Below are 16276 nucleotides of genomic sequence, written 5' to 3'. Positions count from 1 at the left end.
TCACTCCTATTTTCTTTGTTTAACCAAATCGTCCTGTAATATAATCTTCTGTTCGCTTATCTGATGGATTCGAGAACAGTGTGCTTGTATCTGTATATTCCACAACTTCTCCATTTAAGAAGAATGCCGTGCGATCTGAAATACGAGCAGCTTGTTGCATATTATGTGTCACGATAACGATGCTATAGTCTTTCTTAAGTTCTTGCACCAGTTCTTCAACTTTTAAAGTTGAAATCGGGTCTAAAGCAGAAGTAGGTTCATCCATAAGAATGACATCTGGTTCGATCGCCAAACATCTTGCAATACATAAACGCTGCTGTTGTCCACCAGATAAGCCGTAGGCATTCTCATGAAGTCGGTCTTTCACTTCGTCCCAGATTGCTGCACCTCTTAAGCTTTTCTCTACTACTTCATCTAAGACTTTTTTGTTCTTGATCCCATGAATACGAGGGCCGTAAGCTACATTCTCATAAATAGACTTAGGAAACGGATTTGGTTTTTGAAACACCATACCAACTTGTGTACGAAGTTCTTCCACACCGTATTTGGGATCAAAAATATTCTTTTCTCGATACACAATTTCCCCAGACATACGAACGATTGGAACCATTTCTACCATTCTGTTTAACGTTTTAATAAACGTTGATTTACCGCAACCTGATGGTCCGATGATTGCCGTAACCTGCTTTTCTGGAATATCAAATTTAATATCTTTTAAGGCATGATCTTGTCCATACCATAAGTTTAGATTATTAATCTTAAAAACAGGTGTAAAATCCTTTTCTTTCTCATTTTTTTGAACCATTTGTTTGTTGATTGTAATATCCATTCTCTCGTCCTCCTACTCTCTATTAGAAGCGTTTATGAAACTTATTTCGGATTAATACTGCGATTGAATTCATGATCAGCAAGATAATTAATAAAATGATAATCCCACTTGCTGCAATCATATGAAACTCTTCTTGCGGTCTACTCGTCCAGTTGTAAAGCTGAATCGGTAATACAGTGAACTGCGAGAAAATGTTTTCTGGAACAAATGCTACATACGCCAATGCACCTAATACTAATAGTGGTGCAGTCTCACCTACAGCACGTGATAAAGCAAGTATCGTTCCTGTTAAGATTCCAGGAAGCGCTGCAGGAAACACGATTCTTCTGATCGTCTGCCATTTTGTAGCTCCCATTCCGAAAGAGGCTTCTCGAATTTCTCTTGGCACCGTTCGGATTGCCTCTTGTGAAGCGACTACGATAACAGGAAGGATTAATAGACTCATCGTCAGACCACCTGCCAGTACGCTTGATCCTAATCCAAGTAGACGAACGAAGATCGTTAGACCTAAAAGTCCGAATACGATCGATGGAACGCCAGCTAAATTCGAGATATTAATTTGTACGAACTTTGTAAATGCATTCTTTTTCGCATATTCTTCTAAATAGATCGCGGTTCCAACACCAAGTATGAATGAAACCGGTGCAGTGACAGCCATCACCCAAATGGTACCGAGTAGCGCAGCCCATATACCTGCACGTTCAGGCATTCGAGATGCAAAATTTGTAATGAAGTCTAAACTTAAATAAGGTAAACCTTCTGATAATATTCGGTAGATCAAAACTCCTAGTACGAGTAAGGAAAACAATGTTGCAAGAATAAATAGGAACTTAGCAACACCGTTCGCTGCTAATCGGGTACCCATTCTTTTTTTAACAGATTCTTTATTGATTAATGCCATTAATATTCCTCCCTAAACTTGCGGGAAATGAATTGAGCAAGTAAATTCATGATTAATGTGAATACGAACAAAGTCATACCTACAGCATATATACTGTAATAGATCGTAGTACCATAGCCCGTGTCACCTTGGCTGACCTGAACGATATAAGCTGTCATCGTTTGGATAGACTCTGTTAAATTGATATCTGCAGTTGGTCTAGAACCACCTGCAATGGTAACGATCATCGTTTCACCGATTGCTCTGGATATTCCTAGTACGAAAGATGCAATCACTCCTGAGAGTGCTGCTGGAAGTACTACTTTCATCGCTACTTCAAAACGTGTTGCACCGAGAGCCAATGCACCTTCTCTCATAGAGTTTGGTACGGCATTCATCGCATCTTCAGATAATGAAGCGATCATCGGAATGATCATGATCCCTACTACGATCCCGGGACTTAGTGCGTTAAAGATTGAAATTCCGCCCGGGATTATTTTATCTAATAAAGGTGTAACGAACGTGAGTGCAAAGAATCCATAAACAATCGTAGGAATCCCAGCTAACACTTCTAAGATCGGCTTAATTACTTTTCTCGTTTTTGCAGATGCATATTCACTTAAATAGATAGCAGCAGCTAGACCGATTGGAATCGCTACAACCATCGCAATAGCAGTAACAGTCAATGTACCCATGATAAGAGCAATAATCCCAAAGTCTGCATGTTTGTCAGCTGCAAAAGGGAACCATCTTGTGTTCGTGAAAAATTCAACTATTGAGATTCGATTAAAAAAAGTAAAAGTTTCTGTTAACAATGTAAAGACAATACCTATTGTTGTAAAGATAGATATGATTGCACAGATTAAAAAGAGTTTTGGAACTACCTTTTCCATTACCGCCGATTGACTTCTTGAAGACTTATTCTCCTGAATCATAGAGCGGATTGATTTTTGGTTTGATTTATCTCTGGACACCAATAAGACCTCCTATAATTCGACAATACTAAACAGGTGAAAAGGTGAGGAGCTTTCCCACTCCTCACCCTGTTATATGATTCTTATTCCTTTACTTCAATAAAGGACAATTATTTACCTGCTAGCTCATCTAGCTTTTTCATTTGCTCTTCGTATTTTTCCTTCGGAAGAGAAACGTATCCGATCGTATCAGAAGAAGCAAGCTCACCTGAGTTTTCAAGAGCAAACTTCACATATTCATACACTGCTTCGTTATCTTTTAATGATTTGTTATTTACATATGTGAACAACGGGCGAGAAAGTGGTGCATATTCTCCAGATTCAATTGTCTTTGGCGTTGGTTCAACTGGACCGTTACCACCATCGATTGGAACAGCTTTTAATTTATCTTTGTTTGCTTGGTAGTATGCATATCCAAAGAATCCAATTGCATCTTTAGAACCTGTAACACCTTGTACTAGAACGTTATCATCTTCAGAAAGCTGTGCGTCACGACGCATTGGTTTTTCTTCAAGGATTACTTCATCGAAGTAGTCATACGTTCCAGAGTCCGTTCCTGGAGAGAAGACTTCGATTTTTTCCTTTGGCCATCCTTCACGAACATCAGCCCATGTTTTAGCAGGGTTTTCTTCTAAGAAAATCTTTTTTAGTTCATCAAGTGTAAGGTGATCAATAAAGTCGTTATCTTTTGAAACAACTACTGAAAGACCATCTTTCGCAAGTTCAAATTCCGTATATTCAATACCTTTATCTTCAGCTGCTTTTTTCTCTTCGTCTTTGATCGGACGAGAAGCGTTAGCAAGATCTAATTCTCCACGAACGAATTTTTCAAAACCTCCACCAGTTCCAGATACTCCTACTGGTGCTTGTACTTCAGGATTTGTTGCTTGGAATTCTTCAGAAACAGCTTCCATGATTGGGAATACTGTGGAAGATCCATCAATTTTAATCTTTCCGCTAAGATCCCCGCCGCCTGCAGCTCCATCTTCACTCTTATTTCCACATGCTGCTGCGAAAACTAGGATTAGCGACATTACTGCTAAAAGGTACACAGACTTCATTTTCTTCATCTTGATAGGTCCCCCTAAATTATGATTATTTCGTCTTATCATGTTAGAGAAGTTCTTCTCAGGTCATGATCCCTTTTTTAAAGCTCGTTTCTTTCTTACATGTTCTACAATAAACCTTGAATGTGAACTACGTTTTAATGAATTGTAAAGGTATTGTTAAGACTGGTTTATCCATGAATATGTTCTTATTCTTTGCAATCCTAATTTATCTATACAAAAAAGAACCGCACTTATTAGCGCGGTTCCTCAGTATTTTCTTCATTTGATTCAGGCTTTGTTGGTACACCTTCTTTTTTCATAGAAAAGTATGCATCCAACGCACCTTCAGCAATCTCACTATTTGTATTCCCTTCTTTAATATCTGGAACTACAACAGCAAATGCTACTTCTGGATTTTCGTAAGGTGCATATCCGATCAATGTTTTGTTTACGATTCCGGTAGCTTTATCAATCTCAGCAGTACCTGTCTTTCCTGCTGGATTATAGTCTTTGTTCTTAAACTTCCACGCAGCGGTACCGTTATTACCATGCATCACTTCATAAAATCCTTTTTGTACAACCTTTATTTGACTAGGTGACATCTCAATCTTATTTAAGACGTTTGGCTCAAAACGGTATTGAAGCTTTCCTAATTTATTTGGATCTACAGATGGCTCTCTCACTTCTTTCAAGAGATGCGGCTGCATCCTTAATCCGCCATTGGCAATAGTTGAAACATATTGTGCCATCTGCATCGGTGTATACGTATCAAATTGACCGATAGAGAAGAACATGGCTTGTGATAGTTCACGGCTCATTCCGGTATTATACCCAGTAGCTTCTGAAGGAAGATCTATTCCAGTTGGTACACCAAGCCCGAACTGACTGTATGAGTTCCTTAAAATTTCGAACGCTTCTTGTACTTTATTCTCTTTAAACCGTTTATTCGAATAATCGTATCCCGCAAGTTTCATGGCAATATGCCACATATAAACGTTTGATGAACGCTCCAGCGCTTCGACAGCATCAACCGGTCCCATGCTTTCATGAGATTTCAAAGATCTTCCATCTCCAAATGTAAGTGGTGCATCGTATATCACTGTATTTGGTGATACCACACCTTGTTGTAAACCAGTGAGCACGGTAGCTCCTTTAACGGTTGACCCCATCGCATAGGAATGATAAACGTTACCAAACGGGATGTCGATAAATTTTCCGGTTTTCCGATCATACTCCTTAGCAGCCATAGAGAGGATTGCACCCGTATTCGGATCCATCATCACAACATACGCACTATCTAACTTACTGTTTGCATATGCATTTTTCCCTCGTATAGCGTCTTTTAATTTTTCTTCGATGACTTTTTCGACCTCTTGTTGAAGACTCATATCTACTGTTAGTACAAGATCGCTGCCTCTCGCTCCTTCTTCTTCAACAGGATCTCCTACTGGATTTCCTTTTTTGTCTGTCACATATTTAATCTTTGTTTTTGTGCCGCGAAGGAGTGATTCGTATTGTTCTTCCAGAAAACTCGTTCCAACCATATCATTACGATCGTTGCCTCGAGAAGTATAATAGTCCATTCTCGATTTTGGAATTTGTTTTACTTGGCCGAATATATCACGGAATGATTCTTTAAACGGATAAGATCGTTCAGCATCCGGCTTAATATCCACGCCTTCTAACTCGGGTAGATGCTCACTGATCATCGCGATCTCTTTTTCGGTCGCTCCAATCTTTATACGTTGTGGTGACAAGGTGTAGCCTCGGTCCATCTCACTTTTTATCGCCAATACTTCAAGTTCTTTTTCCGAAAATGAGTTAATATCCTTTTCTGTTACTTTCTCTAGCATAAGATCATAAAGTTCTTCTGGAGGTGTGTCCTTTTTTTCCTCTTTAGAGATCCTTGACTCTACTTGCTTTTCATTTAGAAAAATAAAGTAATCTTTTTTATCTCGCTCGGTTAGTTCATCTGTTGGTTTTTCGATAAGATCTGCAAGTTTCAATGCCAACTGATGTCTTTCCTTTGCATCAGCTTCTTGTGTTCTCGTATATGTAATAGAGAAAACAGGTTCGTTGTCTACCACTACGCGGTAGTTTGCATCGAGCATCTTCCCTCGTGGAGCATCAAGCTTTGTTGTAACATTTTCCGTTAAATATGCCGTCCGCTGATATTCCTCTCCTTTTACGATCTGCACATAGCCAAGGCGGAGAACCAGAACAGAAAAGAGAAAAAATACAGAGATGAATAAGGCATTGATACGAATAGGTACATGATTCTTCTTCTTATCTTTTGTTTTCATAATATTGTAAATCTCCCTTTAAAACAGCACAGACACCCTAAAAAAGGTGTCTAAAGCGAACCGGTAATTATATCTACATAATATAGTATCCTTACCAAGGTTATTATGTCAAAAGATAATCATTGTTTATTTGCATTGTTCCCATCTTGTTGAGTTTCAGCAATCTCAATCGTTTCTGAAGAGTTATGGGGAGAGACCGCAACTTTTCTTAAACAGAAATAAATAAAAAAGTGACCAGCACCTAGAATAGGAAGTAATATAGGAATACCTTTTTCTTCTGATAAAAGATGTACTACGATGATAAACGTAAGAATGGAAACGATTCTTCCTGCATTTAAATACATCTCGCGTACCACAATATACTCTATCCTTTTTTCATGAATACCACGACATTTCCCGATAATATCATAAGTCAATGACACATAGGGAACTAACAATAATGGGTAAGCGATCGATACTGATACTCCGTAAATAATCAGAAGTGTAAATGAAACAGGGAATAATAACATAAATGGAGACACGAATAACAGCAGTCCGCCCCCAAATATGGCCTTCATACGATTTTTAGGATGTAAATAGTGTGACACACAATAATATCCGATAAAAGAAACAAAAGACTGGACGAATCCATACGTTCCGAGTGCAAATTCACTTTTAGAAGCGGTATATACCCAAATCACGATCAAAAATATAAACGTTCCTTCACGGAATCCTTGAAAAAAGTGTGCTCTCAATAGTTGCAGCCAAGCTTTATCTCGCTTACGTTCTTGTAAAACCTTTCTAATACCGTACAGACCATCTGCTTTTCTCCTTTTTAAAAAAAAACTGATGACCACGGCTATCAAAAATAAAACCATTGAAATACTGAATATGGTTTCATACCCCAAATGTTTGTCCATCCTAGTAATGATATAACCTGCGCTCAGCGGTCCGATCATACCTGATATCGAATTTAAAACACCCAAATATCCGTTAAAAAAGTCTCTTGTCTCAGGTTCAGTAACTTCAAGAGTTAAAACATTAAATGCTAGCCAGTAAAATCCCAACCCAAACCCTAACATGGCTCCTAATAGGATTAGGTAATTACTCGCCATCGAACCCATAAAAAGGACTCCGATATAAAACATTGCAAGGATGAAAACTCCAATCCTTAATACGATGACGCGATCGATCTTTTTCGCAAACCAACCAGCAAAGTAGAACGCTATTGGCTGCATAACAACAATTGATAAGTTATAACACGCAATATCCGTGATCTTACCCGATTGCTTCCAAAGAAATATGTTAACAAATGTATTAGATAGAGCTGTACTTAACGTAAACAATCCACCTACAAATAACAACAAATACAAATCTTTAGGGTATTGGTCGGTATCCATGATTTTTTTGATTCTCATGATTTCGCCCCCTTACATTTCGTCGTTAGTGTCTTTCAAGACGATAGGAGCTATTCACTTTTAAGAAAATTGGATTTTTTTGCAAGGTTGGCTTCAATAAAGCTCTATAGAAGTAACCCTCTTACAATCTTGTGCTTTATCAACTTGAATAAGAAAAGAAATTATAATGAACGAATCAAAAAGCATGTGTAAAGTACAATATTTTACAAAGAAGGAGGGAACGAATTTGTTTCAGTATTGGATATTTGATCTTGTTGATCAACAACTCTTGTTTCAATCCTTACAGCGTTCTAAGAAAAATACTACAGACCATCGACTCCTTTGGTTTTTTCAGGCTAAAAACGTATTTGTTGTTCAGTCCACTGTTTCCTTTGGTGATGGCAACTTTACGTTAGATGAATTACTTGTAACATTATCTGATCATTATGAAATTCATGATAAAGGCATAATAAAAAGCCACTGGCATGCCAGCGGCTTAGTGACTTAGATTATTTAGCTTCGTTATAACGCTTTTTAACTTCATCCCAGTTTACAACGTTCCAGAATGCTGAAATATAATCAGGACGTTTGTTTTGGTACTTCAGATAGTAAGCGTGCTCCCAAACATCAAGTCCTAGGATAGGTGTTTTTCCTTCCATAACCGGAGTATCTTGGTTTGGAGTGCTCGTTACTTCTAGTTCACCATTGTTTACTACTAACCAAGCCCAACCAGAACCGAATCTTGTTTTCCCTGCGTTCGCAAACTCTTCTTTAAATGCATCAAGACTTCCAAATTTGTTGTTGATCTTTTCAGCAAGTTCTCCAGAAGGTGTGTTCGCTCCACCTGGTGCGATCACTTCCCAGAATAAGCTGTGGTTAGCATGTCCACCACCATTGTTTCTAACAGCGGTTTGGATGCTTTGTGGAAGAGCATCTAAATTCGTAAGAAGATCTTCTAAGCTTTTGTTTTCAAACTCAGCTTGACCTTCAAGAGCAGCGTTCAAGTTATCAACGTATGTTTTGTGGTGGCGACCGTGGTGGATCTCCATTGTTTCTTTGTCAATATGCGGTTCAAGAGCACTTGTTTCATAAGGTAATGCAGGCAGTTCAAATTTAGCCATGTTCATTTCCTCCTCATAATATGTAATAATTTATGTTCATTTTCAAGATTACTTGAAAAGTGAAACCATTTAATCAACTTACTTGTTTAGAAAGTATTCAACATGTTTACCTTATCAAATTTATAATGAACTTTCAATTCTTAAACACTCTACCCTTTTTAAACATAAAAAAACCTTACGACATGCATGTCGTAAGGTTTGATGTTATGTATGTATGGTGGCTCGAGACGGAATCGAACCGCCGACACGAGGATTTTCAGTCCTCTGCTCTACCGACTGAGCTATCGAGCCAAAAATTTTAAGAACCAAAATTCATTGGTTTTTATTCAATTACTGTGTCTCTTCCTCTACACGCTCACCCTGGGGTGTATACGTCGAGACAACTCGTAGCATACTCGTGCTGTAAAGCTCGTAGCTATCGAGCCAAAATAAATATGTAATGGAGGAGGTAGAGGGATTCGAACCCCCGCGGGTCGTTAAACCCCTGTCGGTTTTCAAGACCGATCCCTTCAGCCGGACTTGGGTATACCTCCTCGATTATGGTGGACCCTGTAGGACTCGAACCTACGACCAATCGGTTATGAGCCGACCGCTCTGACCAACTGAGCTAAGGGTCCAATGAAGTACTTATGTAAATGTTATGGGGCGGACGAGGGGAATCGAACCCCCGAATGTCGGAACCACAATCCGATGCGTTAACCACTTCGCCACGACCGCCATCGTGAGTAAAAAAACATTTTGGTAGCGGCGGAGGGAGTCGAACCCACGACCTCACGGGTATGAACCGTACGCTCTAGCCAGCTGAGCTACACCGCCAAAATGGCTCCACAGGTAGGACTCGAACCTACGACCGATCGGTTAACAGCCGATAGCTCTACCACTGAGCTACTGTGGAATAACGTCTTAACGTTTGTTAAGGACAAGAACTACTATAGCACGATGTCGCATTTAAAGTCAATAACATTTTAGAAATTAATCTAAACGAACACATGTGCTTTTTCAGAACAAAAATAATATAGCATGGTGGTCCATAATTAGCAAGCGAGTTTTATAGGACTTGGAAATAAAAATAACCAATCATGATGGCTTGTGTAAGCACTTTTATTAGTGTGGTGCCTATAAAGGCTAGAACTGTCCCTATGCCTATCGATACAGCAAGTTTGAGTCCTTTCCTCTGAAAAATCATTTCTGCTACTACAGCACCTATAAACGGGCCAAGCAAGATTCCTGCAACTGGAATAACAAATGGTCCCGCGATCAAACCGATCGTACTTCCCCATAGGGCAGCCTTCGATCCACCTTTCTTCTTTACGGCATATGCATTCCCTACATAGTCCACGATGAATAAACTGATAAATAATAGGACCTGTACAATAATGAAGAATGGTGTGAACGGTTCAAATGAAAAAGCAAGTCCATAAATAACAAAACCTGCGGCAAGAAATAATACACCCGGCAAGATCGGATAGATTAAAGCTATAAAGCTAACTAGAAAGGTTATACCTATAATGATCCAATATAAGATATCCATATGTAATTCTCCTTCATAAACAGTAGAACTAAAAAAACCAAGAGACTATCCTGCCTCTTGGTTTCATTCTACTTCTCTAATACAGCTTCTGCAATATTTACAGCGTGATCCCCTATTCTTTCGAGGTTACTGATGATATCAACAAACACGATACCAGCATTTCCGTCACACTGACCCTCATTCATCCGCATGATATGTTGCTTACGAAGCGTACGCTCCATCTTATCAATTTTGTCTTCTAAGCCTAAGACTTCAGTTGCTAGTTCTGCATTACCTTCTTCAAGTGCTTTAACTGCTTTATCTACCGTAGAGACAGTTAACGTGAACATTTCATCAAGGTCTTGTTTTGCCGTATCTGTTAAACGCACATTGTTACGTAATTGATAGTCCACGAGCTCAATAATATTTTCCATATGATCTCCAATACGCTCTATATCACGAGACGTATCCAATAGCATAGAGTGTTCGTTTGATTCGTGAGGAGTCAACGGATGAGCAGACAATTTGACCAAATATGCTGTAATTTGACGATCTAAGTTGTTAATCGCTTCTTCATATTGTAGGGCAAGGTCTGCATTCTTCTTGTCTTTTTCGTTCAGATAAGTAATCGCTTCTTTTAATCCGCTCTGCGAATAATTAGCCATTCGAATAATCTCTTGTTTTGCTTGTCTAATAGCTAATGACGGTGCTGTTTCCAATACAATTTCATCAAGGTGTTTAGCTTTGTATTCAATAAGAACATCTTCACCTTTAATTAACTTTGTTACGACGTATGCTAGTGCACCAATAAACCAGAATTGGATAAAAACGTTCGTTACATTAAAAGTTCCATGCGCAAAGGCAATCTGCATAGCAGGTTCTAAATCTAATTTTGTTGTTAAGAATTCAATATAGTGTCTAAAAGGAACAAGTATGATCAAGAAGATAAGCGTTCCAATTAGATTAAAGATAACGTGAGTAAGTGCAGCACGTCTTGCTGCAACAGTTGTTCCGATCGCTGCAAGAATAGCTGTGATCGTCGTTCCGATATTATCACCGAACAACACAGGAAGTGCAGCTTTTAAATCGATCATGTTTTGTGAATAAAGCTCTTGTAAGATTCCGATCGTTGCACTTGAAGACTGAACGATTACCGTAAATAACGTTCCGATTACTACACCAAGAATCGGATTATCACTCATAGAAACGGTTAAATCTTGAAACGATTGAAGACTGCGTAGTGGCTTCATACCGTCTCCCATTAGTTCAAGACCTAGGAATAGTGCACCAAAACCGAATGTAATCTGTCCAAAATAATTGTATTTAGGATTCTTAAAGAAGAAAATTAAGATCGAACCAACTGCAATGATCGGCAGTGCGTATTCTCCTACATCAATACCGATGATAAATGATGTAATCGTAGTACCGATATTGGCACCCATGATTACACCAATAGCTTGGCGTAATGTTAAGAAACCAGCATTCACTAGTCCGACAGTAAGAACAGTCGTGCCCGAACTACTTTGAATTAATACTGTTACAAATATCCCTGCTAAAACTCCCATAAAAGGATTTGTTGTTAATTTATCAAGTATTTCTCGTAATCGGTCTCCTGCAGAATTTTGAAGGCCATCTCCCATGTACTTAATACCAAACAAGAAGATCCCCAGTCCTCCGATAAATTGAAATAACATTTCTTGATAATTCAATGTTTACAGCTCCTTATAACTATCTTTTATCAACCTCCGCCATTATCTCCATTTGTGTTGTTTGTGTAAATAAAAATAGAGGATTTGTAACATTACCTTTACAAATGAAGGATATTGTCGAAAGCTATCCATTCATGTACACTAATGATGCTAACAATAAAAGGAGCTTTTCACATGAAATTACATATTCGTTTTGTCAAAAGTTTATGGTCGTTTAAATCTATCGCATCTTTTCGTTTCTTAGGGGTCGGCAGTACTATCATGTATGTATTATTGTTAACACTATTATGTATGATACCTGTATTCAGCTTATTTTTAGTTGGTCTTTTATCTAAAAATCAACCTCTAAACAATTTTGAGAGTTTTGGATTAAATGCTAATCAAATGCAAAACTTCGCTTCCACATTAGATGGCATCTTCCCTATCATTATTGCGGTAATATATGTCGTGATGTATGTAATCTTTTCAGGTATCTTGTTTTCTGGCGCTTCTATTCTAGCTGCCGTAATCATTCCAGTTGCACAACTTCTTAAAAGAAAACAATCTTACAGACACCTATGGGTATTATCTTGCTACTCCATCACCATTCCATCCGTGTTACTAACAGTACTATTCTTTTTTAATATCCATATCCCATATTCTTTCTTTTGGTTTTGGTTATTTGCTTTTCTCATATGTGTTCTCTCTATTACCAAGATACCTAGAAAAAAATAAAAAAGCGGCTAAAGGCCGCTTTTTTGAATTCTATTTAAATAATGATTTAATCGCTTCAATGATGGCCATAAAGAAATCGATAATCTTTTGGAAGAAAGACTGTGTTTCCTCGTCTTTTAAGAAATCACCAAGATTATTACTTATGTCTTTTAAGCCATTTTGAACTTGATCCCAATCGATATTAAGTTCTTTCATTTTATTGAACAACGCAAGCAATCCATTTAGTTCTTCTTGTGTTAATTCAATCCCCATATCTTTTGCAACTTTTTCTATTAAAGCTCGCAGATCTTCTTCTGATTGTACCGGATTTTTTGCTATTTCTTCTTTAACACGTGTCATCAACTCAGTGGCTTCTTTCGTTCCGATTCTTTCTCCCAGTTCGGCAGTCTTTACCATCTCTTCATTTGCCACTTGTTTTTGAGCTTCTGGAATCTCAATCTGTGCAGTAGACTCGTATGCTTTTATGATACCTGTTAAAGCTGCTGTTCCTGAAACTTCGAAGGGAGCTGTGACATAGATCTCTGCATCAGTCACACCAGCAGTCGTCAAAGCATTCATGTACATTTCTTCTGTTACCCAATTAATATTATTCGTCTTGACCGACAATCCTTGGTCTTTATCTCCAATTGTAATCTTTGTTGACGAGATCGCTTTTGAGCCGATTTGCGCTTTTGAAATATAGTTGCCTAAATATTGATGTTCTTCTTCGTTTGTTACAACTACAGATTCCACATCAGCAGGAACGTCCATTTCTTTTAAGAGTTCACTTTTTTGTTGTTCTGTTAAGTTCTCACCCAACGTTACAATAATGTCGCCAGGTGCAGCATCAGCGTACATTTTTAAAGGAGCAATAAATAGCGCTGCAACCATTATAGACAACAGAGCAAGTACTTTTGCTTTTTTCATTACATTCACCTCTCCAATCGGTACAACTACAAAGTTACGCAGAAATTTATTTTTTTCTGTCCTTCCTGCCTTTCCATTTTACACCATGCCAAAGAAAGAAGTCACTTTAAACTTGTCATAAAGAAAATGGACAAGCATATAGTAACATATGCGAAAGGAGAGGGAATATATGAAACGATTCATTAGAGTTTGTGTAATCATGCTTATCTTATATGTGGTAGCCTATGATTTAAAAATCGGGACACTCCCTCAGTCTAGTCCTGCCAACGCAGAAATACATAAAGAAAAGAAAAAAGAGAAGAATAAACAAAACTTTAAAACCTATGAAGTAACACCGGGAGATACTTTAATATCAGTTGTAGAGAAACTGAATTCAAATAACAATTATTCTATAGTCTCTATGCTAAAAGACTTTAAATCATTAAACCCTGAGGCGAATCCAGAGAATATACAAATAGGTAAATCCTACAAATTCCCTTTATATCATTAGTAAGTGAGGTAACATTACTTGTCAAAACAAAATGTTCCCTGCTAAAATGAACTGATGATAGGACAGAATAATACTGTCAATTTGAAAAAAGGAGCGATTCACCAATGAGTGAAATCACCCACCGTTCTAAAACAAGACCTGTAAAAGTAGGAAACTTAACAATAGGTGGAACGAATCAGGTTATTGTACAAAGTATGACAACAACAAAGACACACGATGTTGAGGCTACAGTAGCTGAAATCTTACGATTGGAAGAAGCGGGATGCCAAATCGTACGTGTTGCTTGTCCTGATATGCGTGCTGCAGAAGCGATCGCAGACATAAAGAAAAGAATTAATATTCCACTAGTTGTAGACATTCACTTTGATTATAAGCTTGCGTTAAAAGCAATCGAAGGTGGAGCAGACAAGATTAGAATCAATCCTGGTAACATCGGTCGTCGTGAAAAGGTTGAAGCTGTGGTAAAAGCTGCAAAAGAAAAAGGGATTCCGATTCGAATCGGTGTTAACGCAGGTTCTCTTGAGAAGAAATATCTTGAGAAGTACGGTTACCCTACAGCAGATGGTATGGTCGAGAGTGCTCTTCACCATATAAAAATTTTAGAAGATCTTGATTTTCATGATATTATCGTTTCTATGAAAGCATCTGATGTCAACCTTGCGATCGAAGCTTATGAAAAAGCTGCAAAAGCTTTTGATTATCCATTACACCTTGGGATCACAGAATCAGGTACACTTTTTGCAGGTACCGTTAAAAGTGCTGCTGGATTAGGTGCTATCCTTCATAAAGGGATCGGTAACACCGTTCGTATCTCACTGAGTGCAGACCCTGTTGAAGAAGTTAAGGTTGCACGTGAACTATTGAAATCATTCGGACTTCTTTCCGATGCTGCGACACTGATTTCTTGTCCGACTTGTGGGCGTATTGAGATCGATCTCATTTCAATCGCAAATGAAGTGGAAGAATATATTTCAAACGTACGTGCTCCAATCAAAGTTGCTGTACTTGGTTGTGCTGTTAATGGACCTGGAGAAGCACGTGAGGCGGATATCGGGATAGCTGGTGCCCGTGGTGAAGGATTGTTATTCCGTCACGGAGAAATCGTAAGGAAGATTCCAGAAGATCAACTATTAGATGAACTTAAAAAAGAAGTAGACATTTTAGCAAAAGCACATGAAGAAAAATTAAAAGCTGAAGCTGCGGCTCAGCAGGTATAAATTTGAAAAGCTCCCATCTTCGGGAGCTTTTTCTAGTTGCGCCATTAAGAGTCTCCATCTGACCGCGTCAAGGTTTCCTCTTTGCTCCTTCGTCTTCAAGTTTATGCTAACGAAGTGAACTTCCTCGTCGTATGCCTAGCAAGAAGCTTCTCATGTGGCAGATAGACAACTTAATGCTACAATCAACTTGCTATAGAAAGTAATAAGAAAACGTCTTAAAAGTAACTATCGTTTGTATTTATCTCTTTCCCTGTTGATTGAAGTGTAAGATGAGAGTTCCTTCACTAGGACAGGTGGACAGATGAGACACTTAGTAGTGAAACGTCCAAATGTGGCTCACCCCCTGCCCCGCGGAAATCGAGCAGCTGAAACGGAAATCAATTGCTTCCACCAGCTACAAAGCCTTCGAAAACTGCCTTTTTAAAAACAGCCTAATTCCATAAAAAAGAAGAAGCGGTAAGCTTCTCCTTTGCTCCTTTTTCCTTTAAAAGAATGGTGCAAAAAACAACGAAATGATAATGGATACGACACCTATGCCGATCGCCCAATTACCAAGCGAATGTGCACCTTGTCTTCTGGCAATGAATCCGACAATAATACCTGCTGCCCCAAACAACACAGGAAGGATGAACAAAGATAGTACAGACAAGATGATCGCGATGATCCCTGTCGCTTTACCTCCTGCTCTTTCCCGTGAATCTTCATGTTCGTGTTTGTGATGATCGTCATGATTTGAATAACGAGGTCTCTCGTTCTCAGGTAACGTCATCTCACTTCTTACAGGAACTGGTACAGCTTCTGCAGCCATCTCTTCACGAAATACCGCTTCGTTATTATTAATTGTACGGTCATCTCTCTCGTATGCCATGATGATTCCCCCTCTTATCGTGTTAAGGAGCGTTCTTATTATGGCATTAAAGTGACTTTTTCATAGATGTTAGTTTATGGGCATTGAAAAAGAGGCCTGTAATTGGCCTCTTTGCTTAATGTTTAGCTCTAAACGTATGACAACATGTTTCAGCTGTATCGTGGGCAGCATCTTTATGAGCCGCATCACCATGGAGGCTCCCATCTGCACTCATGTCAACAGACATATTTGCATGCTTGTCGATCTCTACAAGAATGGCATCAGCTACACAGTTGTTGCCTTCCCCCCAGTACGTACAATTCGATACATTACATTTAACTTCAGGCATAA

At 38.6% G+C, this 16276-nt stretch carries 16 protein-coding genes and 6 tRNA genes; 4 read left to right on the top strand and 18 right to left on the bottom strand.

Annotated features, from left to right (window positions below; all coding sequences use genetic code 11):
* Positions 1–19: 19 nt before the first annotated feature.
* The 6 genes from pstB to ACFS5O_RS10775 all read right to left on the bottom strand — a co-directional run bounded on the left by pstB (position 20) and on the right by ACFS5O_RS10775 (position 7435).
* Positions 20–805, bottom strand: a complete 786-nt coding sequence (gene pstB, locus ACFS5O_RS10800) for a phosphate ABC transporter ATP-binding protein PstB (protein WP_379839636.1) — start codon at positions 803–805, stop codon at positions 20–22.
* 46 nt (positions 806–851) lie between these two features.
* Positions 852–1730: a phosphate ABC transporter permease PstA gene (pstA, locus tag ACFS5O_RS10795; protein ID WP_205726859.1), complete on the bottom strand. Its 879-nt coding sequence runs from the start codon at positions 1728–1730 to the stop codon at positions 852–854.
* Complete coding sequence (gene pstC, locus ACFS5O_RS10790; RefSeq protein ID WP_205727310.1) at positions 1730–2644, bottom strand: phosphate ABC transporter permease subunit PstC; 915 nt, start codon at positions 2642–2644, stop codon at positions 1730–1732. Before pstC ends, pstA begins: the two co-directional genes overlap by 1 nt.
* 149 nt (positions 2645–2793) lie before the next feature.
* Complete coding sequence (locus ACFS5O_RS10785; protein ID WP_205726860.1) at positions 2794–3753, bottom strand: PstS family phosphate ABC transporter substrate-binding protein; 960 nt, start codon at positions 3751–3753, stop codon at positions 2794–2796.
* A gap of 233 nt (positions 3754–3986) precedes the next feature.
* Positions 3987–6035 carry a penicillin-binding transpeptidase domain-containing protein gene (locus ACFS5O_RS10780; protein WP_205726861.1) on the bottom strand — a complete coding sequence of 683 codons (2049 nt, stop codon included), beginning with the start codon at positions 6033–6035 and terminating at the stop codon, positions 3987–3989.
* A 119-nt stretch (positions 6036–6154) separates the two neighbouring features.
* Positions 6155–7435 carry an MFS transporter gene (locus ACFS5O_RS10775; protein ID WP_205727311.1) on the bottom strand — a complete coding sequence of 427 codons (1281 nt, stop codon included), beginning with the start codon at positions 7433–7435 and terminating at the stop codon, positions 6155–6157.
* A 223-nt stretch (positions 7436–7658) separates the two neighbouring features.
* Between ACFS5O_RS10775 and ACFS5O_RS10770 the strand changes: the two genes are divergently transcribed.
* Positions 7659–7919 (top strand): hypothetical protein, encoded by a 261-nt coding sequence (locus ACFS5O_RS10770; RefSeq protein WP_205726862.1) that lies wholly within the window; start codon positions 7659–7661, stop codon positions 7917–7919.
* Between the two features lies 1 nt (position 7920).
* Here the strand turns inward: ACFS5O_RS10770 and ACFS5O_RS10765 are convergent, their stop codons facing one another.
* The 9 genes from ACFS5O_RS10765 to ACFS5O_RS10725 all read right to left on the bottom strand — a co-directional run bounded on the left by ACFS5O_RS10765 (position 7921) and on the right by ACFS5O_RS10725 (position 11736).
* Positions 7921–8532: a superoxide dismutase gene (locus ACFS5O_RS10765; RefSeq protein ID WP_205726863.1), complete on the bottom strand. Its 612-nt coding sequence runs from the start codon at positions 8530–8532 to the stop codon at positions 7921–7923.
* Between the two features lie 215 nt (positions 8533–8747).
* Positions 8748–8823 (bottom strand) — tRNA-Phe (locus ACFS5O_RS10760).
* Between the two features lie 149 nt (positions 8824–8972).
* Positions 8973–9065, bottom strand: a tRNA-Ser gene (locus tag ACFS5O_RS10755).
* A 7-nt stretch (positions 9066–9072) separates the two neighbouring features.
* Positions 9073–9149: transfer RNA gene (locus ACFS5O_RS10750), tRNA-Ile, on the bottom strand.
* A 24-nt stretch (positions 9150–9173) separates the two neighbouring features.
* Positions 9174–9249 (bottom strand) — tRNA-His (locus ACFS5O_RS10745).
* Between the two features lie 22 nt (positions 9250–9271).
* Positions 9272–9348: transfer RNA gene (locus tag ACFS5O_RS10740), tRNA-Met, on the bottom strand.
* A gap of 4 nt (positions 9349–9352) precedes the next feature.
* Positions 9353–9427: transfer RNA gene (locus tag ACFS5O_RS10735), tRNA-Asn, on the bottom strand.
* A gap of 153 nt (positions 9428–9580) precedes the next feature.
* Complete coding sequence (locus tag ACFS5O_RS10730) at positions 9581–10063, bottom strand: DUF456 domain-containing protein (RefSeq protein WP_205726864.1); 483 nt, start codon at positions 10061–10063, stop codon at positions 9581–9583.
* A gap of 68 nt (positions 10064–10131) precedes the next feature.
* Positions 10132–11736 (bottom strand): Na/Pi cotransporter family protein, encoded by a 1605-nt coding sequence (locus ACFS5O_RS10725; RefSeq protein WP_205727312.1) that lies wholly within the window; start codon positions 11734–11736, stop codon positions 10132–10134.
* Between the two features lie 189 nt (positions 11737–11925).
* Here ACFS5O_RS10725 and ACFS5O_RS10720 point away from each other — a divergent pair, with 189 nt between their 5' ends.
* Entirely contained in the window at positions 11926–12465 is a 540-nt protein-coding gene (locus tag ACFS5O_RS10720) for a DUF1189 family protein (RefSeq protein ID WP_205726865.1), read from the top strand.
* Between the two features lie 30 nt (positions 12466–12495).
* Here the strand turns inward: ACFS5O_RS10720 and ACFS5O_RS10715 are convergent, their stop codons facing one another.
* Positions 12496–13371, bottom strand: a complete 876-nt coding sequence (locus ACFS5O_RS10715) for a DUF1002 domain-containing protein (protein ID WP_205726866.1) — start codon at positions 13369–13371, stop codon at positions 12496–12498.
* A 169-nt stretch (positions 13372–13540) separates the two neighbouring features.
* Here ACFS5O_RS10715 and ACFS5O_RS10710 point away from each other — a divergent pair, with 169 nt between their 5' ends.
* Both ACFS5O_RS10710 and ispG read left to right on the top strand, forming a co-directional pair.
* Positions 13541–13861 (top strand): LysM peptidoglycan-binding domain-containing protein, encoded by a 321-nt coding sequence (locus ACFS5O_RS10710; protein ID WP_205726867.1) that lies wholly within the window; start codon positions 13541–13543, stop codon positions 13859–13861.
* Positions 13862–13965: 104 nt separating this feature from the next.
* Positions 13966–15078 carry a flavodoxin-dependent (E)-4-hydroxy-3-methylbut-2-enyl-diphosphate synthase gene (gene ispG, locus ACFS5O_RS10705; protein ID WP_205726868.1) on the top strand — a complete coding sequence of 371 codons (1113 nt, stop codon included), beginning with the start codon at positions 13966–13968 and terminating at the stop codon, positions 15076–15078.
* 484 nt (positions 15079–15562) lie between these two features.
* Here ispG and ACFS5O_RS10700 read toward each other — a convergent pair whose 3' ends face one another.
* Both ACFS5O_RS10700 and ACFS5O_RS10695 read right to left on the bottom strand, forming a co-directional pair.
* Positions 15563–15946: a DUF4190 domain-containing protein gene (locus ACFS5O_RS10700; protein WP_205726869.1), complete on the bottom strand. Its 384-nt coding sequence runs from the start codon at positions 15944–15946 to the stop codon at positions 15563–15565.
* A gap of 115 nt (positions 15947–16061) precedes the next feature.
* Complete coding sequence (locus ACFS5O_RS10695; protein ID WP_066396215.1) at positions 16062–16274, bottom strand: DUF1540 domain-containing protein; 213 nt, start codon at positions 16272–16274, stop codon at positions 16062–16064.
* Between the last annotated feature and the right edge of the window lie 2 nt (positions 16275–16276).

This window comes from Fictibacillus nanhaiensis, assembly GCF_042686385.1.
GTDB classification, from domain to species: domain Bacteria; phylum Bacillota; class Bacilli; order Bacillales; family Fictibacillaceae; genus Fictibacillus; species Fictibacillus nanhaiensis.
This window is presented reverse-complemented; position numbering and strand designations above follow the sequence as displayed.